Raw genomic sequence first — 22,526 nt, forward strand, 5'->3', positions numbered from 1 at the left:
GAACAACAGAGGCCGATCGTGGCTAAGCGGAATCGCTTCCCATCAGCTGCTCGATCGGGAGGGCGAGCTCGAAGCGCAGGACGAAGTCGAGATCGCTCGGGTGTCCGCTGGCGACGGCTACTGCATGGGTGGCGGGATCTATCTCGGGCTGCTGACCGACTTCTGTGTGGCGTCCGAGGCGCGTACTTCCAGATGCCGCTTGCGCAAAGTCTCGGCGAGCCTGGCGGGCACACGATGATCGAGCCGTGGTTGCTCATGAACCGGCACCGCACCATGGACTGGCTGCTGCTCGCGCCAACCCTTCCCGCCAAGGAAGCCCTCGCGTGGTTACTGGCCGGCGGCGTGGCGGGCGGCGACGTAGCCGAACACCATTGTGTTGGCGATGCTGCATCCCGCGCCCAGATAGGTGCGACCCATCACCGTGGCGGTGATGTTGCCCGTCGCATAGAGCCCCTCGATCACGCGGTCGTACTCGTCGATAACCTGCGCGTGCTGGTTGGTGATCACGCCGCCGCAGGTTCCGCCGTCGCCGGGGAAGATCCTGGTCGCGAAGAACGGCGCGCGATCGAGGGGCCCGAGCGCGGCGTTCGGCCGGTGGCCCGGATCTCCGAGTCAGTCATTGTAGGCCGATTGACCGCGCCCAAAGTCGGGGTCGAGGCCCTGGGCGGCGAACTCGTTGAAGCGCTTCACCGTCTGCGTCAATTCGTCCGCGGGGACGCCGATCTCGGCCGCCAGTCCGGCGAGTGTCTCGGCGCGTTTGACGACCCCCGTCTCAATCAACGCCTCGGGTACCCGGCGCTTCTTGAACGGGTTGGCGCCCACGACATAGCGGCCGACGTAGCCCTGGTCGAAGACCTGCCAGCATGGCACCGCCTTGTTGGCGTACATCGCCTTTCCCACCTCGACGTAGGAGTTCGACTCGTTGCAGAACCGCCTGCCGGTCCCGTCGACGTAGATGGCACCTGGGCGCTGACGTCCGGAGCCGAGCGAGGCCGCGAACGGGTCGGCGACGAGGACCATTGGCAACCACCACGCCTCGTCCAGCAGGTCGGTCTTTGCGCCAAGCCGCATCGCCGTCTGCAGGACCTCACCGGTGTCCCCCGCGTTGGCGATCGACCACTTCGCCTCATTGGGTTGGTCGGCGCTGTACTGACGCCGCATGTCGGCGTTGTGGCCGAAGCCTCCCGCCGCAAGCAGAACGCCCTTGCGGGCTTGGACATTCAGTGCCGAACCGTCTCGAGTGATGCGAGCGCCGACGACCCGGCCGTCTTCGACGATGAGATCGTCCATCGCGGCGTTCGTCCACACCCGCGGATCACCGTTGCCGAGCTGAATCAGAACCTTCAGGATCTGACCGATGAGGGATGCGCCGTTGGTGAGGATCTCGCGACGCCGCAGCCGGGCTGCCCTGGTGCGCAGGAACACCCGCGTCGCCACGGCAAAGGCGCACGGGGAACGGTTGAAGTACTGCACGGACCGGAGCTCGTTGGTCTTGAGCACGAACCCGTAGTTCTTGGCCATGGACGGGTGGATTCTATCGCTCCAGTCGCCCAGCGCGGCAGCGTCGAAGGGGACGCCCTCGACCGAACGCCCGGCTGCGTTGCCGCCCTTGTTATTTGGGTAGTAGTCACTATAACCGGGGCACCGCTCCATCCGGACGCCCAAGCGCTGCAGGAAGTTGATCATCTCGACGCCTGCGCTGAGGAACACTTCGCGGCGGGCAGGAGACGAGGCCGGACCGATGCCGCCGATGACGTCGTCGAAGTAGGCCAGCCCGTCTGCGTGCGAGTCGGCCACGCCCTCCGCCTGCATCAGCGGGTTGTTCGGCAGCCACACCATGCCGCCCGACATTCCGGTGGAGCCACCAATCAAGCCTTGCTTCTCGACGACCAGGGGCTCGATGCCGGAGTCGATGGCCACCAGCGTTGCGACCAGTCCGCCGCCGCCGCTTCCCACGATCAAGAGGTCGACGGATTTGTCCCAATTCACCATGCTTGCACCCGCTTGGTCAGACCGAGGTTCACGATCGGCACGTTGATCGCGGTGTTCGTCTTCTGGATCGCCGGTACGAGCCGTTGGTAGGGCAACGATCACTCCGTTCCCTGAGGGCTCGACAGTGAGCCACGCCACTACGGGGCAACGATATGGCTCAGCAGCGCACAACCATTAGTGAAAGAAACCAAACAGCAGCTAGGCCGCTTTGGGACGAATGACAGAGGCCGATCGTGGCTAAGCGGAATCGCTTCCCATCAGCTGCTCGATCGTGAAGGCAAGCTCGAAGCGCAGGGCGAAGTCGAGATCGCTCGGGTGTCCGCCGGTGATGTCTCGGATGCGACCCAAGCGGTAACTCACGGTGTTGCTGTGGACGAACAACCGGTCGGCGGTCGCAGCGAGTTTTCCGCGCTCCTCGAGATACACCCGTAACGTGTTGAGGAGGTCTGTGCCGTTGCATTCGTCGTACTCACGCAGTTTTGCCATCGTCTGCGCTGCAAATGCCGCAAGCTCGTCGGGTCGACGCGCATTGAGCAGCAGCGTGTACACCCCGAGGTCGGGCACTCTAACCACCCTGTGGCATTCGGAGCCAGTCCTTTTGAGCGAAAGGGCTGTGAGCGCCGCACGATAGTTTGGCTCGTAATCGCTGGGCTCGCGAGAAACGGTGGAGACCACGATGGTTAGCCGATCGAGTATCCGCACGGCCCGCATCTCATCTTGAAGCCTACTGATGAGCTCGTCCAGCTCGCTTCCCAAAAGCGCTGGATACAAGACGACCACATGATCAGCCCTGGCGATTGCCACCCCACCCGCGCCTGAAATGTCAACCGCACGCTGCACTGACGCGATGAGGCGAGTGGTGCGGGCATTGACATCATCAGCTGCGCCGGATCGGTCGGAATGATCGTTCGCGATGTTGAAAATCAACAACACGTTCGGCTGGCGGAGATCCACGCCGAGATTCAGACCGCGCTCCACCACGGCGGTGACGTCGACACCGGCCTTCAACTCGAGTAACTGATCGAAGAACTCGCGCGACAGCCGCCACTCGACTTCGCGCTCGGCCCGCTGCCGCTGCGCGAGAGCTGCCATCACCAGTGCGGCTCGGGCCACCACTCGCCGCTCGAATTTGTCGAAGGGCTGAAGCCGATAGGCGCTGACCCACCCTGTGAGATCACCCGCGAGCAGCGACGGTGCCGCAAGACCGCTTGGCATGCCGGTGGCGGGGTCGCTGCTGATGATTGATGGTCGACCGGCCGGGTGTGGGCGCCGTCCGCGCAAGCTGATCTTTCCCGATTCCAGGGCCCTAGCGGCGTCCGGCACCAATTCGCTACCTGCTATAGCGGTGTGGGGGTGGAGCACCCCGACCTCCTCCACCACCGACGTACACCCAAGACTCGTCGCTAAAACACGCGCCAGAGCATCGAGGGACTTGGCTTCGAAGAACACCTCCATGAGTTGCGCCTCGGTCATCTGCTCCCGTCTGCGCCATTCGACCTGCAGCTGCAGTTTGCGGTTCAACTGCACCTGCTCGAGCAGTAGCTGCTCGGTCTGCAAGCGCCGTACGACGACGTCGATGGCCACCGCCCCCACCTTGGCCAGGCGCTCAAGCACGACCACCTTCCGCGCAGACGGTCGTTGGCCCACAGGAAGGTAGTACTCGAGTGCCCCGAGGTGCCGCTCGTCTGTCCCCACGGGGACCGAGAGGACAGAGTGCACCCCCTCGGTCGCGAATGCCGCAGCCCACGGTGCGCACCCAGGATCATCGTGAACATTGGGGACCCAGATCGGACGGTTGCTCCGCAGCGCTCGCGCTGAAGGGGCAACCACTTCCTCATCGGACATAGCGATCGGGTGCCGATCGTTGATCACACGGACCAACTGCTGGCCTATGCCCGACCAGCCGCGGACCCGCAGAAAGTGCTCTGGATCCGCGATCAAGACGGCCGTGCTACCGCGTCCACAAAGATCACGTGCCAGGGAAGCCAACGCTTCGTAGACCTGACTCGGCCGGGTGGCACGGCCTGTGACCAACGCGAGTTCGAGCCCCCAGTCGACCGACTCAACGTCTTCATCCAACACACGGGCCAGCGCTCCGTCGTCCATGCCGCCTACTTCCTCGTGAAGCGGTGAAGTCCCGACCAGTAAACATCGCGGTTGTGATTTGCACAAAGAAACTGCCTTGATCTTGGCCGGGTTTAACAGTGAGTGACGTTGTTCCGGAAGTAGGTTCAGCATCCGAAGCCCAGAACCTAAGGAGGGGGCCGGACATGAGTGGGCGTCTGCACGGTCGGGTTGCACTTGTCACCGGTGCCGCGTCGGGCATTGGCCGGGCTGTGACCCATGGGTTCGTCGCCGAGGGCGCGTCCGTTGTCGCTGTGGACGTCGCCAAGCGCGAGCCAGAAGTAGGCTCTGCTGTGCTCGGGGTCCGGGCCGACGTGACCGACCGCCCCGCGATGGAGGCCGCGGTAGGTCGCGCGCTAGAGCGCTTCGGGGGACTCGACGTCCTGTGCAACGTCGCCGGGATTACCGGACCGATCGTGCCGACGGGGGAATACTCGTCCGACAGCTGGGACGAAGTACTCGCCGTCAACCTGACGGGGGCCTTCACCACCATTCGCGCCGCACTCCCGGCGCTCATTGCGTCGGGATCCGGTTCCATCGTGAATATGGCCTCCGCGCAGGGCTTGGTGGCCGTTCCTGGTATGTCCGCATATGCCGCGAGCAAAGGAGGACTCATCGCCCTGACGCGAGTGATCGCAGTTGAATACGCACCTGCAGGCGTGCGCGTCAACGCGATCGCGCCGGGCATTGTCGACACACCGATGACGCAGAGTTTTGTTGATGTCGTTCCGCCCGAGGCCATAGCACGGCTCAACACACAAATTCCGATGGGACGCCTCGGTGTTGCCGCCGACATTGCGGGCCTGGCGGTGTTTCTCGCGTCCAACGAGTCCGCGTACCTGACCGGTGCAGTCATTCCCGTCGACGGCGGGTACACCGCGCAGTAGCCCTTTTCGCAAAACCACAAACGGTGCCGATCGCCGTTGTGCTTGATCACGATTGATCTGCGTCATGACGCCGATAACGTGACAGCAAAGAATCCGTCCGCTGGCGAAAACCAGCCGATCCGAGGAGCTTCCCCTGAAGCGAACAGTGACGTTCAAAAGCGAGCAGGACACCGTCGAAGCGCTGCTACTCATCCCCGACGACGTGCCCGGTCCCCTGCCGGCGGTCGTCATGGCTGGCGGCTGGTGCTACGTAAAGGAACTGATCCAACCGGAGTACGCCAAATACTTTCTGGCGGCGGGATACGCCTGTCTGATCTTCGACTACCGACGTTGCGGCGGCAGCACCGGCCTCCCTCGACAACACCTCGTGCCCGAGGACCAGCAAGAGGATTACAAGAATGCGATCTCCTACTTGGAGACCGTCGATGAGGTCGACAGCGAGCGGATCGGGATCTGGGGGATCTCGTATAGCGGTGGTCACGTTCTGGCCGTCGGCGCGACCGATCCGCGGGTGAAGTGCATCGTGTCCAATATCGCCGTTGTCGACGGATACACCACCATGCAGAAATCCCACGGCGCCTTGATGTTTCGAGATCTGCAGGCCCAATTGCTGGACGACCGGCGTAAGCGTGCGCAAACCGGTGAATATGGCACGATGCCGATGTCGGGTCCACCCGCTGACGGACTCTCTACGTGGCCGTTCCCTGAGGTTCGCCCGGTATTCGAGGACCTCAAGGCGTCCTCCGCGCCTGCCCACGAGCATTGGAACACCATCGCCTCGGTTGAGTACCTCATCAACTACAACATCTACCCCCACATCAGCCGTATCCAAAACACTCCGACGTTGATGATCGTCGCCGACCACGACGATATTACTCAGTGGGACAAGGAGATCGAGGTGTTCAACCTCATCCCGACCGTGAAGAAGAAGCTTGTGGTCGTTGGGGATACGTCTCACATGACGCTATACAGTGACCTGTCCAGGTTGGCGCTGGCGGCCACAGAAGCGGCCACATGGTTTTCGGCGCACCTCTGAGAGATGCCCACCGCTGGGAGCATCTCCAGTCGCCGCTGGCGGGGGCCTATACCGCTACGGGACTGTGGCGGGGTGTGCTCCTCGATTCCTACCTTGACGATGCTGCGGCGCGTCATCCGCACCATACGGTCGTCATCGATGCAGGCCGCGAGGTGTGTTTCAGCGAGTTGAGCGCCGCTGTGGCGTCCATGACCGCCGGACTTCGCCGGCTCGGGATCGGCGCGGGCGATGTCGTTTCGTGGATGCTGCCGAACTGGTACGAGGCGATCGTGGTCCATCACGCCATCATCCGTCTTGGGGCAGTCAGCAACCCGATCGTTCCGATATATCGCCAGCGCGAAGTGACGTTCATCCTCCGGCAGGCACGAACCAAGCTGCTGGTGGTCCCAAAGTCCTTCCGCGGCTTCGACTATCCCGGCATGGTCGCTGATCTGGACGTACCCGACCTCGAACACGTGGTCATCGTCCGGGGGGACGTGGATGGTTGCGTCCAGTTCGATGCCCTGCTCAACATCGACCCACGTGAGGGAGCGGCGATCTCCAAGGTCCGCTCCGCGGACGATCCAGTCCTCCTTCTGTACACGTCCGGCACCACCGCCGACCCGAAAGGCGCGGTGCACAGCCACAACACCCTCGACCACGAACTACGCAGCGTCGTGCAGCTATTCGGCCTCGTTCAACACGACACCGTGTTCATGCCGTCGCCGTTGACGCACGTGACCGGTGTTCTCTACGGTATCCATCTGCCCATACTCCTGGGATCGACGGTAGTGCTGCAGGATGTGTGGGACGCGGCAGCCGCCGCCGACATAATTCAGCGACACTCAGCGAGCTTCACCGTGGGTGCCACTCCTTTTCTGCATGGCCTCATTCAGCAACCCGACCCGGCGGGGGGCCGGCTGACTACACGCGCCTTCGCCTGCGGGGGCGCCGACGTTCCCCCCAAACTGGTCCGCGACGCCACCCAGCGTTTCGAATGCTGCGTGGTGCGGGTCTACGGCTCAACCGAGCACCCGACCGTGTCCGCCTGCGGGTTCGCCGACGACATCGATAAACGGGCCTCTACCGACGGCCGTGCCGTTGGTGCAACCGAGATCAAGATCGTCGATGCAGACGATCTGGAAGTCGCACCGAACACTGTGGGAGAGATACTTGTTCGTGGCCCCGAACAGTTCCTCGGCTACCTGGTGAGCGACTCCCCGGGTAGCCACCACACCCGCGATGGGTGGTTCCGTACCGGTGATCTCGGAGCCCTTGACAATGACGGCTACATTTCCATCGTGGGGCGAAAGAAGGACATAATCATCCGCGGCGGAGAGAATCTAAGTGTCAAGGAGATCGAGGATCTTCTGCTCGAGCAGACCCAAGTCGCCGACGTAGCCGTGGTTGGTATGCCGGATCCCATTTTAGGCGAACGAGTGTGCGCGTTCGTCGTGCCCGGCGGCGATGAGACGCCGACATTCGAGTCGCTCGTGGCGGGGTTACGCACTCGCGGTCTGGCTGCCCAGAAGCTGCCCGAGCGAGTGGAATTGGTCGACGCATTGCCCCGCACGGCCAGCGGCAAGATTCAAAAGTTCATACTGCGCGAGCTGGTGCAGCGGGCGCTGAACATGGAGTCGCGCATAGACACGTGCTGCCAACCTGGCGAGTGAGGACGAGTTACGCACAATGCTGCGTTTCCCGATCAGCGACGATCCGCAGTTCGACCCGGCCATGGAGCCCGCGTCGGATGCACGACCCCCGTGCTCAGTGCAGTTTCGCATCAAGTACCAACGGCCGCAGATGCACCCAACAGGGGTAGGAGCCGCTCGCAGACCAAGTCGACGTTGCGTATCACCGTTCTGCATCTCGAAGTGCAAACCGTTTGGCCTACCGAACTGGCTGCTGGACGTTCAACCGGCTGGACCGACCGTTGAAGCACTCTTCGTTTCCTCGACGTGATGGCCCCATACGCTGAGCCGGGCGGCCTTCGTCTCGAAGAACTCTTCCTGTGGATATTCCGCGCCACCCCAGATGTATTCGATCTTCCCGCCGGTGGGCGTGTAACTGTAAAACGAGATACACGGGTCTTGGGTGTGCCTACCCATGGTCATGTGGATCGGCAACCCCCGATCCCGGACGAGATCCTGGGCGATCCCGACATCATCGAGTTCCCGCACTTCCAAACCGATGTGGTCCATGCCGTGCCGACCGGGCACGGCGATGTAGGCGATGCTGTGGGTGCGTCGCTGCAGCTTCGGGCGATAGAACTCGGCCCTTCCGCGGTACATCCCGTATCCGAACCAATCGAACCCAAGAACGTCACGATTGAATTGCGTGATCTCTTCGGTCAATTCAGGCACGATCAACACCACGTGCCCCAATCCCGAACTGTCGGCGACAAATCCCCCGAACGACCGACCCGGCCGATAGGAATGTGTCATGAAGGAATGTCCGTAGTAGATCTCATGGGTGAATCCGTCGGGGCTGACGAATTGCGCCACCCCATGCACGGCCCGCTCATCGGCCATCGCCTCGTCACCAACGGTGACGGCGATGCCTGCCGCGCGCAGTTTGTCTACTCCGGCCTCGAAGGCGAATCGGTCTCTGGTCTCCCACCCCAGATAGGCGAGTCGGTCGGTGTCGCCCTGGCGGACCGCTATTCTGTGATGCCGATCGTCCATCGTGAGCAGAACGACGTCGCCGTCCGGCCCATCCTCGTTGAGTCCCATTCCGAGAACCTCGGGTCCGTACTCACGCCACGATTTGGCGTTCGGCGACTCCAATCCGAGATACCCCAGACCAAGAATGTCCACGTCCAGCCTCTCCGTAATTAGGGGGTAGCGAGCGCTGAGGTACGGCTGATCAGTGACAGAGCATTTCCGGAACGGATCTTCTCGGTATCCTCCGGGCTGAGTCCGAGGTTGTCGGTGAGATCCTCGCGCGTCCCGTCGCTGCCGCCGAAGTTGTCGCCGTACACCAGCCGGTCGACTCCGATCACGTCGACGATCGCCTTACGCATCGACAGCGAGTGCACGAGGGGATCGAACCAGAAGTTGGGCAGGTATTCGCGCACGGGCATCTTGTTCTTGCGGTCACCAAGCACTTCGTTGGTTCCCTCCAGGCGGCCGAGCTGGTAGGGAACGTAGCCGCCGCCGTGGGTGATGTAGATCTTGAGCTCCGGGAACCGGTCCAACACACCACCACAGATGAAGTTCCAGAACAGTGCGGTCTCGTCGTATGGCATTCCGACGATCGACGTCAGCTCGTAGCGTTCCGTGGCCGCCCGGGCACCCCAGGAGCAGGACTGGTTGTGGCCGTGCACGAATAAGGGAACCCCGAGCTCGGAGGCCTTCTCCCACACCGGCCACATCGCTTCATCATCCACTTCTAGACCGCCAACGTTGGCCCCGCCCATGCCAATCCCAAGGGCACCGAGCTCGGTGACAGCGCGCTCGAGCTCGCTGACCGACGCCGTCGGATCCTGCAGCGGCAGGTGTGCCCAGAAGTCCAAACGGTCGGACGTGTCACAGTACGCGGCGTTCGCGTCGTTGACCTTTCGGGCGTAGTCGATGTTCACCTCGGGGGCGGTCCAATACATGTACAGGTGAGCGGGCAGGGACAGCACCATCCGGTCGATGCCGGCCGTGTCCATCTTCTCCAAGCGCAACAGCGGATCACTGGGAATGCCACTGAGACCGGCCTCCTTCGAGGGTGCGTGGCCCGACTGCGCCTTCTCCAGGTCTTCCGGGGTGACCAAATCGAGCACCCAGTCGCCGACCCGGATGTTCCATCGCCCTCCCTCGCCGGGCACGAAGAAAGGGCCCCAATGTGGATCGTGGTCGAACATGTCGGGTAGCAGATTGTGCGCGTGCAGATCGATCAGCATGAATGGACCCTTCGGAGCAGGCGGAAGTTAGAGGAAGATGGCAAGGTTGTGCGTCGGCAACGCGGCCGAGTCCAACAGAATTGTTCGGCGCAGTAGCTTCATACCCTCCGGGTGCTGTCGCAGGACGTCCTCGCGCAGTGCTGCCAGGAGATGGAAGGTCGGATCGTCAGTCCGATTTCTAAGCACCAGAAGGGAACTCGCGACCGCGTACTCATTTGGCACATCGGTTTCGTGCACCCGAATGTTGGTGACGAGGCGTCGCGTCCGCGACGGTGGATCCTCGGCAAAGGCGTACCGCGTCTGCAGGCGACGGACCCGCTGCTTGAGAGTGTCGATTGTCTCCTCGAAGTGCTTCATCGCTGGGTCGAACTCGCTGCCCTCGTGGCGCAGACGTGTCCGACGGACCGGCGCCACGTATTCGATGTCTTCATCGAGCATGAGCAGCCAGTCCTCGAACTTCCCCATCTCGAGGAAGTGTGCTTCTTCATAGAGGAAGTCGGTCGCATCGTTGTGCACCGACTCCCCCACTCGAATGCGATTTCCTGCACGGGTTTGAACGGCGCTACGCGCGTCCGCTGTAACCGTCATCGAAAGTCCTTTCGCGGGTTGAGTCGGCACGGTCATTCTTCGCCCAGCAAGAAGCGGAAGTAGCGCTGCCACCACTGCCACTGGCCGTCGTCGCTGGTAAAGCCGAACCTCACCTCGCCCGGTCCGGGCCATCCCTCGGGTGGGGTGTGTCCACGCTGAGCGGGGTACTTGTACGTCCCCTGACGGGCCATATGTCCGCGTGCGGCCTTTGACTGCGAGGGCCATGCTTCGCCGTCATCCTGCTCGATCTGCCCACTGCTGCCCAGGTTTTGAACCGCTGCGATGCGGCCGAGGCGCTTGAGCTCCTCGGGTGCGCCCTTTTCAACCAGAACCCATGTGTACATCTCAAACCATTCAGGTCCGCGTGGAACCCAGGTGTGCAGCGTTAGGAACGGTCCCACCGAGCCGTCGGGCAAGGCGGCCGGAATGAGGAGGAACTCAAATGTGCAGAATGCCTGCCCAACCGAGGGCGGATAGCTCGAGATGACCTCGATCTGCCCGTCGGACAGATTGTTGTACAGCTGTGGAACCATCTCGGGGCTCAGTCCGAAGGGTGGCATGATCGCCAATCGCTCTTCTGTGGTCGTGGCTCCGGTTCCCTCTTTCGTCTGGAAGAGGACACTTAGGTCCAAGCACCGAAGACCGCCACCGTTGGCGCTGACGTCGACACTGATCATCCCGGCGGTCTCAGAGTTCTCCAGTGAGCCGAACATCCCGATCTCGAACATCGACCGATGCAGGCCAAGAGTGTGATAGCCGTCCACACTGCCCTGCTCCGCCGGCCCCTTCCAATTGGCGTTCACCATCGCGCGTTGCGGCGCGCCGACCACTTCGAGTCCCTCGTCGGTCCGGCACAGGATGCACTCCAGATACCAGGTGAAATCGCCGAAGAATTCCCTTAGAGACGGCGCCTCCGGGTTGAAGTTGCCGAAGATCACTCCACCAAGGGTGTCCACCCGCGCCTTACGCAAAGCGAGCGACGGCTTATCGAGACCCTCGAGGTACATCTCCTTTTCAAACGGCGCTCCCAGGAACTGTCCGGATTGTCCGAACACCCAGCCGTGATAAGGGCATTTGAACTGTGTCGTCGAGCCGAACTCGGTCCGACACAACTGCATGTTGCGGTGTGTACAGGCGTTCAGCAAGATGTCGATGCCGCCGTCGGCGGTCCGGACCACGATCACACTGTCCTCGCCGATGTAGCGGGTGACGAAGTCACCCGGATTCGGGATCTCAGACTCGTGGCCGACCATGATCCAGGTGCGGGCGAACAACCGTTGCATTTCCAGGGTGTAGATCTCCGGGTCGGCCAACACCCGCAGCGAAACCTCGTGGCGGGCGGTGTCGATCAACTCGCTGAGCAGCGTGCCGTCGGAAAGCAGCACGTCCTTGCTGCGAATGTCCTGGTCTGTTGTCATCATTCCTCTGTTCGTGGTTCTCATTGGGAGTTCAGGTTGACGGATCAAGGTTGGGTGGCCGTGAGTCATAACGCGCCAGGTGGGTGCCGCCGTCGACGGGGAGCGTCACACCGGTGACGAATCGTGAGTCGTCCCCCGCGAGGAAGGCAACCACCCCGCCGATATCGCCCTCTGGCTCGCCGATCCTGCCAAGCGGCGTGCGCTGAATCACAGACGCGACGATCTCCGGATGATCCCGCTGCAATTCGGCGAAGACGGTCCCTTTCGCCACGGGTGCGATCGCGTTGACCCGGATGTTAAAGCGGCCCCACTCTGCCGCGGCAGAGCGGGTCAGGCCGCCGATCGCCTCCTTAGTGATGTTGTAATCGGAGTGCAGCCAAGCCCCGGCCTCACCGTCGATGGAGCGGAAGTTGATGATGCTTCCACCGCCCGCATCGCGCATGCCCGGGAAGACCGCTTTCATCGCCCACCAGTTCGCCCAAAGCCCGACATGCAGCAGCTTGTCGAGCCCGTCGTCCGTCTTATCTTCGAGGAGGACATTCGGCGAGAGGCAGATCGCACTGTTGACCAGAATCGTGGGTCGGCCGAAAGCATCACACGTCGTGTCGACCAGTGCCGTGATGTCCGCCTTGCGGCTGACATTCGTCTCGACAAATAGCGCATGGAGTCCCCGTGTCGCGAGCTCTTTCGCGGTCTGCGTGCCCGAGGCGGTATCTACGTCGGCGATCACCACGCTCGCGCCCGCACCCGCGAGACGAACAGCCACTCCCCGCCCGATACCGTTTGCACCGCCCGTCACTATCGCGACCCGGCCATCCAGAGTTGGGAACACCCGATCCTGAGTCCCTTCGTTGGGCGGAAGTGTCACCCCGTCAGTCAAGCGCTCGGCTTGCCGTGTCACTATGTCGAAATAGCCAACCCATACAGCGCTTAGTTCCTCGGAATCACAAACCATTGCTCGTGTTGGCTCGGCCCATTGCTCGCGTTGGCTCCGCCCTGAGTCTCCGAATGTCACGCTGTGGCCCCCTGTCGGGGGCGTCCTCGCGCAGTGATCACGATTGACCGTCTGCTTCGAAGCGTCTCGCAGATCGTGCATCAAGTCCGTGTGACCACTAGTGGTGACATCATCACGTCGGGGGCGGCTTGGCCGCGTCGCGCACGGCTGAGCAGCTGCGCCGCGCCGAGTACGCCGGAACGATCACGATCGTGACAGTGATGGCCGAGAACTCCGGATCGGCGCCCAGCGCAGCCAGCGCCTTGGCAGGCCCGAATTAGTCAACTAACTTCTGGAACTTCTTGGCTGAAGGCGGGTCCTCGAACGAGGTCGAAGACTGCTTGCCGTCGATTCGGTACAGCACCTGCACATAAGTGCTGCCGTCCCTACTGGTGCCAGCCCGAAGCGACACCATGAGGTGAGCTTTGACCATCGATGTTGACAAGAGGTTGATGAAAAAGAAAGCTGGCCAAGGCTTTTGGCCTTGACGAGCTTTTCCTCTGTGGTGCTGCCGGGAATCGAACCCGATCCTCTACCAGGGCTTTTGCCGTCTGAGCTGCTGTTTCGCTACGTTTCGTTCCCGTTCAGTACCTCTCTCGTTACCTGCGGATTCCGGTGATCGAGGGCACCGATGGTACGGGGATCAAGATGAGTAAGAGTAAGAGAAATTACATCCCCCTGACCGCCACACCGGACGACATGTTCGGCAAGATTATGTCGGTTCCCGATCGGCTTATGGTGCCGTACCTCAAGGCGTGGACTGAGTGGACTGACGCCGAGGTGGACGCCGCCGTAGCCCGTATCAACGACAAGACGTTGCATCCGATGGACCTCAAGAAGATCGTCGCTGGCGAAGCAGTCGCGGCCTTGCACGGTCGCGATGTGGCGATGGTTGCCCGCCGCAACTTCACTGCACAGTTCTCCCAGCGCAGCTTCACCGAGGTCGACTCGTTGCCCACAATCGACGCCACCCACGGCGGGGAAACGGTAGGCGCCGTGCTGACCCAGGTACTGAAGTTCACCGCAAGCATGTCCGCCAGCCGGCGGCTCGCCAAGCAGAACGGGCTGCGCGCCGTAATGGAGACCGGCAGCGGCCAGAAGATGGCAAGCCTGGCTGAGGATGACATCGCGCGTCCTCTACATGAAGCAGTGCTTGCCGCACTCGCAAGTGTCGACCTGAAAGTTGGGAGCGGGGTTGTGTACCTCAAGGCCGGCAGGAAACTCGCCAAGATCGATGGCTTGTAAGCGAGGGAGCGAGCCCCGGCGGCAGGACCAGCTACGGCAACAGATATGAGGGGCGGCGCAGGATCGTAAACGGCAAGATCACATCGCCGTACTAGTTGGGCTGATACGGCCCGCGCAGCAGGTCGGCGATCTTCCCGATCAGATTCGCATTCGTCTTCGCCATGGCGCGGATAGTCCCCCTCGCGTCGGTTGCTAAAGGGCGAAGTTACCCCGGCCCGGCGACGAGTAGCAGGTATTCGGTTCCGACGGGTTCAGGCGGCGCGTCCCCAATTGGGTCAGTGATACGAGGTCGTGCCTCCGGGTGTCGGCCGGACAGCAATCCGTAGACCGGCATGAAATGCTCACGGACGAACAGGTCGTGGCGCGAGCAGCCTGTCACGGCTTCTAAGTTCGGTCTCATCCCGCCTAAGCCTTCGAGGCCCGATTACATCGTGACGAAAGTGCAAGGCACGCGACACCAATAAGGCCGGATGAACTGCCTGATCAGGATCGGTCAAAACGAAGGCCAGGCCGGTGATGGACCTCCCTATCGGTGGGAATGTCGCGAGCTGCCTGACGCGGGCAGCGTGCTGCTAGGCAAAGTGCTCGCGCTCGGAGCGGGGGCGAGCGGTAGGTCATGGATCGCTGCAGCCCCACTTTCCAGTCCGCCTCGGCCGCGGACTGGGCCTCGTGCAGTGTCTTCTTCGGGCCGTTCAGGATCAGCAGCCCGGCCCCCGCCACCATCCGGGAGAGCACCCACCCCGGTTTCAGGTGCACGATCCGATACGTCAACTGGTCATCGCCGACCCATGTGTCAGCGTGTAGTCGCGCTGCCTAAGCTTGTACCACTTGTCGTGCTTCATCGCGTAGTCCGTGTGCGTGGTTCCGCCTTTCAAATTCGACGGTTCTTGCAGCTTGCTGCGAGAGGGGCTAGGCAGCTTCGTCGCCCAAATATCGGTACAGCGTGGCGCGGCTGACACTGAGATACTTGGCAACGTCCTTGGCGGTATGACGAGAAAAGAAACTGGCCAGAGCTTGCGGCTCTGACCAGCTTGTCCTCTAGTGGAGCTGCCGGGAATCGAACCCGGGTCCTACGGCATTCCCTCAAGACTTCTCCGTGCGCAGTTCGCTATGCCTCTACTCGGATCTCCCGGTCACGCGAACAAGCCGAGATGACGATCCCAGTCGCTGTTTGATGTCCCCACGGGCCCCGCGACCGAACCCGTAGGTTTGTCCCTCTAGATGACGCCAGGGTCCGGGTCGAGGGCTCTCCCGGTCTGACGGACTAGCTGTCGCTTAGGCAGCGAGAGCGTAGTCGCGCTGTGTTGAAACGGCGCTTAATTGGTTGCATCGACGCTTACGGTGGTCTCTTGCCTGCACCGGCACGCTTCCCTTGATTCGATGCGCGAAGTCGAAACCGTTCAGCCCCTCGCACCCCTGCCGATTTTCGGCAAGACAACTCATAGTACGCGCTTTTCAACGGCAGGTCAGGGACCATTCATCCCGGTTCAGATCACGAAATTGACATGCTCGATCACGCGCGAACCGACTGCCGTATCGCCGCCGAGTTCGACGCCGGCCGTATCGTCGGTGCGCCCGCCGGCCAACCGGGTGAACAGCAGGCCGTCCAAGCGGATGATCGTGGTCGGGACGGACCCTCCGAAGTCGTCCACCACCTGTGCACGACCGTCGACGGCGACGCGAATGGTCCGCGCCATCGGCCCGGTCAATTCGATGGCGACTCGCGACCCTTCGGGCGCCTTGCCGAGTTTGCCCACGACGTAGCCCATCGTCGCCGCGATCTCGTCTAGCGACTGGCGGGCCTCCGGGCCGCTCAACTGCGCGTCGGTTGACGGCAGGCCTACGCCGTCGCGGATGTCCTGCTCGTGCATCCAGCAGTCGAAGAGCCGCACCCGCATGAATCGCCCGAAACTCTCCAGACCAACCGGAGTCGGAGTCGGCGCGTTCCAGTCGTCGACGGACATGTCGGCTAAACGCTGCCGCCGATCGGCGGTGATCGAACGGAACCGCTCGTGCAGCGCTGCTCCGGATTCGGTACTGAGGTGACGAACCCAGGCTTCGTTGGCCACTCCGACGTCGTTGCGCACATGATCCAGCGTCGAGGCATCGAAATCAGCGTCGGGGAAACTCAGACCCTCCAACACAGATTCGGTGCCCACGATGTGGGCGACCACGTTGTGCACACACCAGCCGGGCAGCGGCGTCGGCGTCTGCCATTGCTGCTCAGACAACCCGCTGAGCAACACATCCAAGCTGTCCCAGGTGCCGAATAGACCCGACAACACGTCGGACTTGTCGAGAACGGTGATGCTGCCCATGTCGCCTGATGCTAGACGGACGTCACTTCGCGGCGATCATGCTGACCGATACTGCCGCCAGGATCATGCCGAGAGCCTGCCAGCGGGTTACCCGCTCGCGCAGCACCACCATCGCCAAAACAACGGTCGCAGCGGGATACAGCGAGATCAAGACACCGCTCAGCGAGAGCAACGACGCGTGCAGCGCCAGCAGCATGGCGACATTGGCGCCGGCATCCAGTACCGGAAGGGTTAGCGCGAGCCTCAACGGTTTCCCCGACGGGACCCGCAAATTGCGGCTGGCCGCGGCCGCGACGATCACCAGCACGGTGGCCGATATCCGCGCGAACAGCAGCGGCCACAACTTGGACTCGACTGGCGCCTGATGCATCAGCACGAAGTTCAGCCCGAACGCAACACCGGAGCCGATCGTCAATAAGGCCACCGCCGTGGTGAACCGGTGTGGCGCGGCGTCGTCGTCAGTGGCTCTCCTGCTGACCAGTACCACCGCGACCATCGCCAGCCCGATGCCCACCGCAGCCACCAAGCCGGGCCGCTCCCCCATGGCAATGCCGATCGCCACGGGCACAGTTGCGGTCAGTACTGCTGTCAGCGGCGAGACGACGGAGATCGGGCCGGCGCCGAGGGCCGCGTATAGCCACCAGACTCCGCAGGCCTGGCCGATGCCACCGAGCGAGCCCCAGATCACGGCGCCGGCAGAGATCGGCCCGCCGATGACGGCGGCCAGCACACCGAGTAGCACCATCGCGATCGGGTAGGACACCAGCACGACCCGTATGGCGGCCACTTGTCGCGAGGCGATACCGCCGACGAAGTCGTCGACGCCGAAACCGATCGCCGCCAGCAGGGCCAGCACGACGCCGGTCACGCTGCGGCGATCATGCTCACCGATACCGCCGCCAACGCCATGCCAATGGCCTGCCAGCGCGTCACTCGCTCACGCAACACGATGATCGCCAGGATGACCGTGGTCGCCGGGTAGAGCGAGATCAAGATGCTGGCCAACGACAGCATCCACTTCTGAATCGCCAACAGCATGCTGACGTTGGCGCACGTGTCGAGCAGCGCAGCGAGGACCGCCAGCCGCAACGGCGTGCTGGACGGGAGCTGGAAATTCTTGCTGGCCGCGGCCACCGCCACCACCAAGACGGTTGCCGCGGCGCGGGCAAAGAACAGCGGCCACATCCGGCACACCACGGGAGCCTGGTGCAGCAGCACAAAATCCAGGCCGAAGGCCACGCCGGACCCAATCGTCAGCCACGCGACCTTGCTGGTGAATCGGTGCGTCCGCACGTCTTCGTCATCCGGCGACTCGCGGCTGACCAGGATCACCGCGCACATCGCCAGCAACACACCCAACGAGGCGATTGCCCCCGGTCGCTCGCCGAGCACAACGCCGACACCGACCGGCACGGCCGCGTTGAGCACCGCGGCCAACGGCGACACCACGGAGATCGGTCCAGCGCTCACCGCCGCGTAGAACCAGTAGACCCCGATCGCTTGACTGATCCCGTAGAGCGATCCCCACAGCACCGCACCGGGATGGATCGGTCCGCCGGCGCCGAAGGCCAGCAATCCGAGCAACAACGTGGCGAGCGGATAGGTCACCAGCATGATGCGCAGCGCAGCCGCGCGCCGGGACGCTACGCCCCCGACGAAATCACTGACGCCGTAGCTGACCGCAGAGAGCTGGGCGTAGGCCGCCCCGATCAGCTCATGCCCTTGGTTCGCCTGCCCAACTCGCGAATCACTTCGCGCTGAGCGTCACGCTTGGCCATGTCCTGCCGCTTGTCGTGTGCTTGCTTACCACGCGCTAATGCAAGCTCCACCTTGACTTTTCCTTCGGAGAAATACAGCGACAACGGAACGAGCGCGAGGTTACCATCCTTGATTTTGCCGATGAGTACATCGATTTGGTGCCTGTGGAGAAGTAGTTTCCGGTTGCGGCGCGGTTCATGGTTGGTCCAGCTGCCGTGGTGATACTCCGGAATGTGCAGGTTACGCAGCCAGACTTCGCCGTCATCGACGGTCGCGTAAGCATCAGCCAACGACGCCTTACCGTCTCGCAGGCTTTTAACTTCAGTGCCGAGCAAAACCACCCCGGTCTCGTACACATCCAAGATCGAATAGTTGTGTCGAGCCTTGCGGTTGGTCGCCAGAATCTGCCGGCCCGGCGCAGACTTGTTCGACGACTTTTTGGCCACCGCTACCGCCGCACGTACAGGCGCAACGTTGCGTACGACGTGACCCCGGCCATCACGACGCCGACCAACAGCAGCAGCGGCGAGATGTAAAGGATGTCGGCATAGTCGACCTTGGCGATCAAATGGGCTTGGTAGAACTGACGTAACGCACTGTCCAGGAACAGCGCTCGCACCACCAGCAGCCCGATGATGGCGATGATCACACCGGCCGTCGCCGCCACAATGGCCTCGACCAGGAACGGCAGCTGGGTATACCAGCGGGTGGCGCCGACCAACCGCATGATGCCAACCTCGGTGCGCCGCGTATAGGCCGCGACCTGAACCATGTTGGCGATCAACAGAATTGCCCCGACCGCCTGAACCGACGCGACCGCGAACGCAGCGCTGGACAGGCCGTCCAGCACGGCAAAGAGCCGGTCGATCAGCTCCTTCTGGTTGAGCACATGGTCGACTCCGGGCTGGCCCTGCATCGCCGCATCGAATTCCGCGTGCTGCTCCGGGTTTTCGAGCTTGACGACGAACGACGCCGGGAAAGCGTCTTTGCTTGCCAGATCCTTGAACTGCGGGATCTTGCGAATGGCGTCGTTGTAGGCGTCCTGGCGATTGAGGAACCGCACCGACTTGACGTCGTTGCGCTTCTCGATTTTCTCGCGCAGCGCCTTGCACGGCGCGCTCTCGCAGTTGGCGTCGTCGGCCGAAATGTCGTTGGTGAGGAAGACCTGCGTCTCGACCCTATCCAGGTAGATGGCCTTCGAGTTATCGGCCAACCGGACCACCAGCAGACCGCCGCCGAGCAAGCCGAGCGAGATTGCGGTGGTCAGAATCATCGCGACCGTCATGGTGATATTGCGACGAAGACCGGTCAGGACCTCGTTGAAAAGAAATCTAAAGCGCACTTAACGGTCCATCCCGTACACGCCGCGCTGTTCGTCTCGCACCAACCGGCCCAGCGACAGTTCCACGACGCGCTGTCGCATCGAGTCGACGATGTGGTGGTCGTGGGTGGCCATCAGCACGGTGGTGCCGGTGCGGTTGATCCGCTCGAGCAAATCCATGATGTCGTTGCTGGTCTCCGGGTCAAGGTTGCCGGTGGGCTCGTCGGCGATCAGGACCAGCGGCCGGTTGACGAACGCGCGGGCAATGGCCACCCGCTGCTGCTCCCCGCCGGAGAGCTCGTGCGGCAGCCGGCTGGCCTTGCCGGACAGCCCCACCATCTCCAGCACATCGGGTGTCACCCGGTTGATCACGTCAGGATGCTTCCCGATCACCTCGAGCGCGAAGGCGACGTTGTCGAACACCGTCTTCTGCTGCAGCAGGCGGAAGTCCTGGAAGACGCAGCCGATCACCTGGCGCAGCTTCGGGATGTGCCGCCCGGGCAGCGTGTTGACGTGAAACTTCGAAACCCGGACATCGCCTTTGGTTGGCGTCTCGGCCCCCAGCAGCAGCCGCATGAACGTCGACTTGCCCGAACCGGACGGGCCGATCAGGAAGACGAATTCACCCTTGTCGATCTTCACGTTGACGTTGTCCAGGGCTGGGCGCGCCGACGACTTGTACTGCTTGGTAACACGGTCGAGGGTGATCATCACGGGTCGCCAGTGTAACCGTGAACGTCAGGTGTCCGGATGACGCGGCGCGCCGAGGAGGCAGGACGCCTCATCCGGGCAGACCTGGCAGCAGCGGCAGCCCGGGTGCGGGCGCCGGGGCCGGAACGGGGCCGGGCGGACCAGTGGTGGGGGTCGGCGTACCAGGACCGAACGGCGGCGGCAGCACAGGCAGCTGAATCAGCGGCGGCGGCGTTGTCGTAGGAGGCGTGGTCGGCGGCGTCGTGGTCGGGACCGTAGTGGTCGGCGTTTCGGACGTAGGCGGCTGCACCTTGGTGCGCGGCACCCAGGTGTAGTTGGGGTCGGGAACATAACCGGGAGGCACGACCTGCGGCACCACCGGTGGCGGCGGGAGCGGCCGGTACGTGGTGTAGGCCCACCACGTAAGGAAAAACGCGATGATCAACACCAGCGTCGACGTCCGGACACGCCCGCCGAAGATGTAGCTCGGCCAGTGCCGATCCGCATCGCGGCCGTGATTTTCGAGAACGTTGAGTGTGAGTTTCATCAGCGCTGAACCGGATCGTGGGACTTTTCGTACTCCTCCTGCTCGGCAGCCGCCACCTCGACACCCGGGCCGTCGACGACGCCGACCTTCGCATCAGCCGCAGTCACGATGCCCGCGCGGGCCAGCGCCCGGATCACCAGGACGCGCAGCTGACGGCCGGCTTCGAACTGCTTACCGGGCAGCGTGCGAGCCACCATCCGCAGGGTGACGGTATCGACCTGAATGCTTTCCACGCCCATCAAGGTGGGCGCATCCAACAACAACTCGCCAAGCGCCGGGGTCTCCAGAGCGTGCTCGCACTCGTGGCGCAGCACCTCGCTGACCCGGTTGAGGTCGACGTTGGTCGAGACCGGGATGTCGATGACCGCGCGCGCCCAGTCCTTGGACTGGTTGACCGCCTGGACGATCTGGCCGTTCGGAATGGTCAACACCTCACCATTCGGGGAACGCAGCCGGGTCACCCGCAACGTCACATTCTCGACCGTGCCGCTGGCTTCGGTCGTCGACACCACGGTCAGTGTGACCAGATCACCGAAACCATATTGCTTCTCGACGATGATGAAGAACCCCGCCAACAGATCCCTGACCACCTGCTGAGCGCCGAAGCCGAGCGCGGCACCGATGACGGTCGCCGGCGCAACCCAACCCTTGACGGAGAAGTCGAGGACGTCGGCGATCTGGACGATGCCCCAGATCGCGATGAGGACGATGGACACCCATTGGACAACCGACGCCAATGCCTGCCGGTGCTTGCTCGCCTCCGACCGCACCAACGCATCGCTCTCGACGAAACGTTCGTCGAGTTGCCGGGCGATTTGATCGGCGACCCAGGTGACGAATCGGACCGCCAATATGACGACGATCACCAGCATGATCACCCGCAGACCGCGAGAGATGAACCATTGGCCGATTTCGCCGTGCCAGAAGTCGTGCCAGCGCTGCGCGGTGCTTGTCGCCAGATACGTGTTTTTAGTCGTCATCTTTTCTGTTACGCCACCGGATTCCCGCTTCCAGGAATCCGTCGATGTCTCCGTCGAGAACGGCCGCCGGGTTGCCCACCTCGTACTCGGTACGCAGGTCCTTGACCATCTGATACGGGTGCAGCACGTAGGACCGCATCTGGTTACCCCAGCTGCTGCCGCCATCACCCTTTAATGCGTCGAGCTCGGCACGTTCTTCTAAACGCTTGCGTTCCAACAACTTTGCCTGAAGCACCCGCATCGCCGCAACTTTGTTCTGCAGCTGGGACTTCTCGTTCTGGCAAGTCACGACGATACCCGTCGGAATGTGAGTCAGGCGAACCGCGGAGTCGGTGGTGTTCACCGACTGACCGCCAGGACCACTGGAACGGTACACGTCGACGCGCAGATCACCCTCGGGAATTTCGATGTGATCGGTCGTCTCCACCACCGGCAGCACCTCGACTTCGGCGAACGACGTCTGCCGTCGGTTCTGGTTGTCGAACGGGCTGATCCGCACCAACCGGTGAGTGCCCTGTTCGACCGACAGCGTGCCGTACGCGTAGGGAGCGTGCACCGCGAAGGTGGCGCTCTTGATCCCGGCCTCTTCGGCATAAGACGTGTCGAACACCTCAACGGGATACTTGTGTTGCTCAGCCCACCGGACGTACATCCGCATCAGCATCTCGGCCCAGTCGGCAGCGTCCACACCGCCGGCTCCGGAGCGGATGTTGAGCAAGGCTTCCCGCTCGTCGTACTCCCCGGAGAGCAGCGTTCGCAC

At 62.7% G+C, this 22,526-nt stretch carries 20 protein-coding genes, 1 other RNA gene and 3 pseudogenes; 6 read left to right on the forward strand and 18 right to left on the reverse strand.

Annotated features, from left to right (window positions below; genetic code table 11):
• Positions 1–100: 100 nt before the first annotated feature.
• Positions 101–366: pseudogene (locus tag WAN02_RS05820) on the forward strand (enoyl-CoA hydratase); the annotation flags it as partial.
• On the opposite strand, the pseudogene WAN02_RS05825 reads toward WAN02_RS05820, so the two are convergent.
• Positions 328–1,992 (reverse strand): annotated as a pseudogene (locus tag WAN02_RS05825) (FAD-binding protein). The pseudogenes WAN02_RS05820 and WAN02_RS05825 sit on opposite strands and share 39 nt — an antisense overlap.
• A gap of 237 nt (positions 1,993–2,229) precedes the next feature.
• Positions 2,230–4,098: a helix-turn-helix domain-containing protein gene (locus WAN02_RS05830; RefSeq protein WP_422263220.1), complete on the reverse strand. Its 1,869-nt coding sequence runs from the start codon at positions 4,096–4,098 to the stop codon at positions 2,230–2,232.
• A gap of 164 nt (positions 4,099–4,262) precedes the next feature.
• On the opposite strand from WAN02_RS05830, the gene WAN02_RS05835 reads away from it, so the two are divergent.
• The 3 genes from WAN02_RS05835 to WAN02_RS05845 all read left to right on the forward strand — a co-directional run bounded on the left by WAN02_RS05835 (position 4,263) and on the right by WAN02_RS05845 (position 7,691).
• Positions 4,263–5,003 carry an SDR family NAD(P)-dependent oxidoreductase gene (locus WAN02_RS05835; protein ID WP_422263221.1) on the forward strand — a complete coding sequence of 247 codons (741 nt, stop codon included), beginning with the start codon at positions 4,263–4,265 and terminating at the stop codon, positions 5,001–5,003.
• A gap of 145 nt (positions 5,004–5,148) precedes the next feature.
• Positions 5,149–6,039 (forward strand): alpha/beta hydrolase, encoded by an 891-nt coding sequence (locus tag WAN02_RS05840; protein ID WP_422263222.1) that lies wholly within the window; start codon positions 5,149–5,151, stop codon positions 6,037–6,039.
• On the forward strand, positions 6,018–7,691 hold the full coding sequence (locus tag WAN02_RS05845) for an AMP-binding protein (protein WP_422263223.1): 1,674 nt from the start codon (positions 6,018–6,020) through the stop codon (positions 7,689–7,691). The genes WAN02_RS05840 and WAN02_RS05845 overlap by 22 nt, the downstream gene beginning before the upstream one ends.
• Before the next feature lie 240 nt (positions 7,692–7,931).
• On the opposite strand, the gene WAN02_RS05850 is transcribed toward WAN02_RS05845, so the two are convergent.
• The 5 genes from WAN02_RS05850 to WAN02_RS05870 are packed head-to-tail and all read right to left on the reverse strand — an operon-like array spanning position 7,932 to position 12,781.
• On the reverse strand, positions 7,932–8,834 hold the full coding sequence (locus WAN02_RS05850; protein ID WP_422263224.1) for a VOC family protein: 903 nt from the start codon (positions 8,832–8,834) through the stop codon (positions 7,932–7,934).
• Positions 8,835–8,851: 17 nt separating this feature from the next.
• On the reverse strand, positions 8,852–9,907 hold the full coding sequence (locus tag WAN02_RS05855) for an amidohydrolase family protein (protein ID WP_422263225.1): 1,056 nt from the start codon (positions 9,905–9,907) through the stop codon (positions 8,852–8,854).
• Between the two features lie 27 nt (positions 9,908–9,934).
• Positions 9,935–10,495 (reverse strand): 3-phenylpropionate/cinnamic acid dioxygenase subunit beta, encoded by a 561-nt coding sequence (locus tag WAN02_RS05860; RefSeq protein ID WP_422263226.1) that lies wholly within the window; start codon positions 10,493–10,495, stop codon positions 9,935–9,937.
• A gap of 32 nt (positions 10,496–10,527) precedes the next feature.
• Positions 10,528–11,913 (reverse strand): aromatic ring-hydroxylating oxygenase subunit alpha, encoded by a 1,386-nt coding sequence (locus tag WAN02_RS05865; protein WP_422263227.1) that lies wholly within the window; start codon positions 11,911–11,913, stop codon positions 10,528–10,530.
• Positions 11,914–11,944: 31 nt separating this feature from the next.
• On the reverse strand, positions 11,945–12,781 hold the full coding sequence (locus WAN02_RS05870; protein WP_422263228.1) for an SDR family NAD(P)-dependent oxidoreductase: 837 nt from the start codon (positions 12,779–12,781) through the stop codon (positions 11,945–11,947).
• Between the two features lie 275 nt (positions 12,782–13,056).
• On the opposite strand from WAN02_RS05870, the pseudogene WAN02_RS05875 reads away from it, so the two are divergent.
• A pseudogene (locus tag WAN02_RS05875) lies at positions 13,057–13,125 on the forward strand (hypothetical protein); the annotation flags it as partial.
• A 397-nt stretch (positions 13,126–13,522) separates the two neighbouring features.
• On the forward strand, positions 13,523–14,152 hold the full coding sequence (locus tag WAN02_RS05880; RefSeq protein WP_422263229.1) for a hypothetical protein: 630 nt from the start codon (positions 13,523–13,525) through the stop codon (positions 14,150–14,152).
• A gap of 909 nt (positions 14,153–15,061) precedes the next feature.
• Here the strand turns inward: WAN02_RS05880 and WAN02_RS05885 are convergent.
• The 11 genes from WAN02_RS05885 to prfB all read right to left on the reverse strand — a co-directional run.
• Positions 15,062–15,163 carry a helix-turn-helix domain-containing protein gene (locus WAN02_RS05885; RefSeq protein ID WP_422263237.1) on the reverse strand — a complete coding sequence of 34 codons (102 nt, stop codon included), beginning with the start codon at positions 15,161–15,163 and terminating at the stop codon, positions 15,062–15,064.
• Positions 15,164–15,191: 28 nt separating this feature from the next.
• Positions 15,192–15,560: a transfer-messenger RNA gene (gene ssrA, locus WAN02_RS05890) on the reverse strand.
• Between the two features lie 79 nt (positions 15,561–15,639).
• Positions 15,640–16,470, reverse strand: coding sequence for a maleylpyruvate isomerase family mycothiol-dependent enzyme (locus WAN02_RS05895; protein ID WP_422263230.1), 831 nt, complete (start codon positions 16,468–16,470; stop codon positions 15,640–15,642).
• A 22-nt stretch (positions 16,471–16,492) separates the two neighbouring features.
• Entirely contained in the window at positions 16,493–17,338 is an 846-nt protein-coding gene (locus WAN02_RS05900) for an EamA family transporter (protein WP_422263231.1), read from the reverse strand.
• Positions 17,335–18,183 carry an EamA family transporter gene (locus WAN02_RS05905; RefSeq protein ID WP_422263238.1) on the reverse strand — a complete coding sequence of 283 codons (849 nt, stop codon included), beginning with the start codon at positions 18,181–18,183 and terminating at the stop codon, positions 17,335–17,337. Before WAN02_RS05905 ends, WAN02_RS05900 begins: the two co-directional genes overlap by 4 nt.
• Complete coding sequence (smpB, locus tag WAN02_RS05910) at positions 18,180–18,674, reverse strand: SsrA-binding protein SmpB (RefSeq protein WP_422263232.1); 495 nt, start codon at positions 18,672–18,674, stop codon at positions 18,180–18,182. The genes WAN02_RS05905 and smpB overlap by 4 nt, the downstream gene beginning before the upstream one ends.
• A 2-nt stretch (positions 18,675–18,676) precedes the next feature.
• Positions 18,677–19,570, reverse strand: a complete 894-nt coding sequence (ftsX, locus tag WAN02_RS05915; protein WP_422263233.1) for a permease-like cell division protein FtsX — start codon at positions 19,568–19,570, stop codon at positions 18,677–18,679.
• Positions 19,571–20,260: a cell division ATP-binding protein FtsE gene (gene ftsE, locus WAN02_RS05920; RefSeq protein ID WP_422263239.1), complete on the reverse strand. Its 690-nt coding sequence runs from the start codon at positions 20,258–20,260 to the stop codon at positions 19,571–19,573.
• Between the two features lie 70 nt (positions 20,261–20,330).
• Positions 20,331–20,786 carry a hypothetical protein gene (locus WAN02_RS05925; RefSeq protein WP_422263234.1) on the reverse strand — a complete coding sequence of 152 codons (456 nt, stop codon included), beginning with the start codon at positions 20,784–20,786 and terminating at the stop codon, positions 20,331–20,333.
• Entirely contained in the window at positions 20,786–21,766 is a 981-nt protein-coding gene (locus WAN02_RS05930) for a mechanosensitive ion channel family protein (RefSeq protein ID WP_422263235.1), read from the reverse strand. The genes WAN02_RS05925 and WAN02_RS05930 overlap by 1 nt, the downstream gene beginning before the upstream one ends.
• Positions 21,756–22,526: peptide chain release factor 2 (gene prfB / locus WAN02_RS05935; protein WP_422263236.1), on the reverse strand; the 771-nt coding region annotated here is incomplete at its 5' end. The genes WAN02_RS05930 and prfB, both read right to left, overlap by 11 nt.

This window comes from Mycobacterium sp. (assembly GCF_049281135.1).
GTDB lineage: Bacteria > Actinomycetota > Actinomycetes > Mycobacteriales > Mycobacteriaceae > Mycobacterium.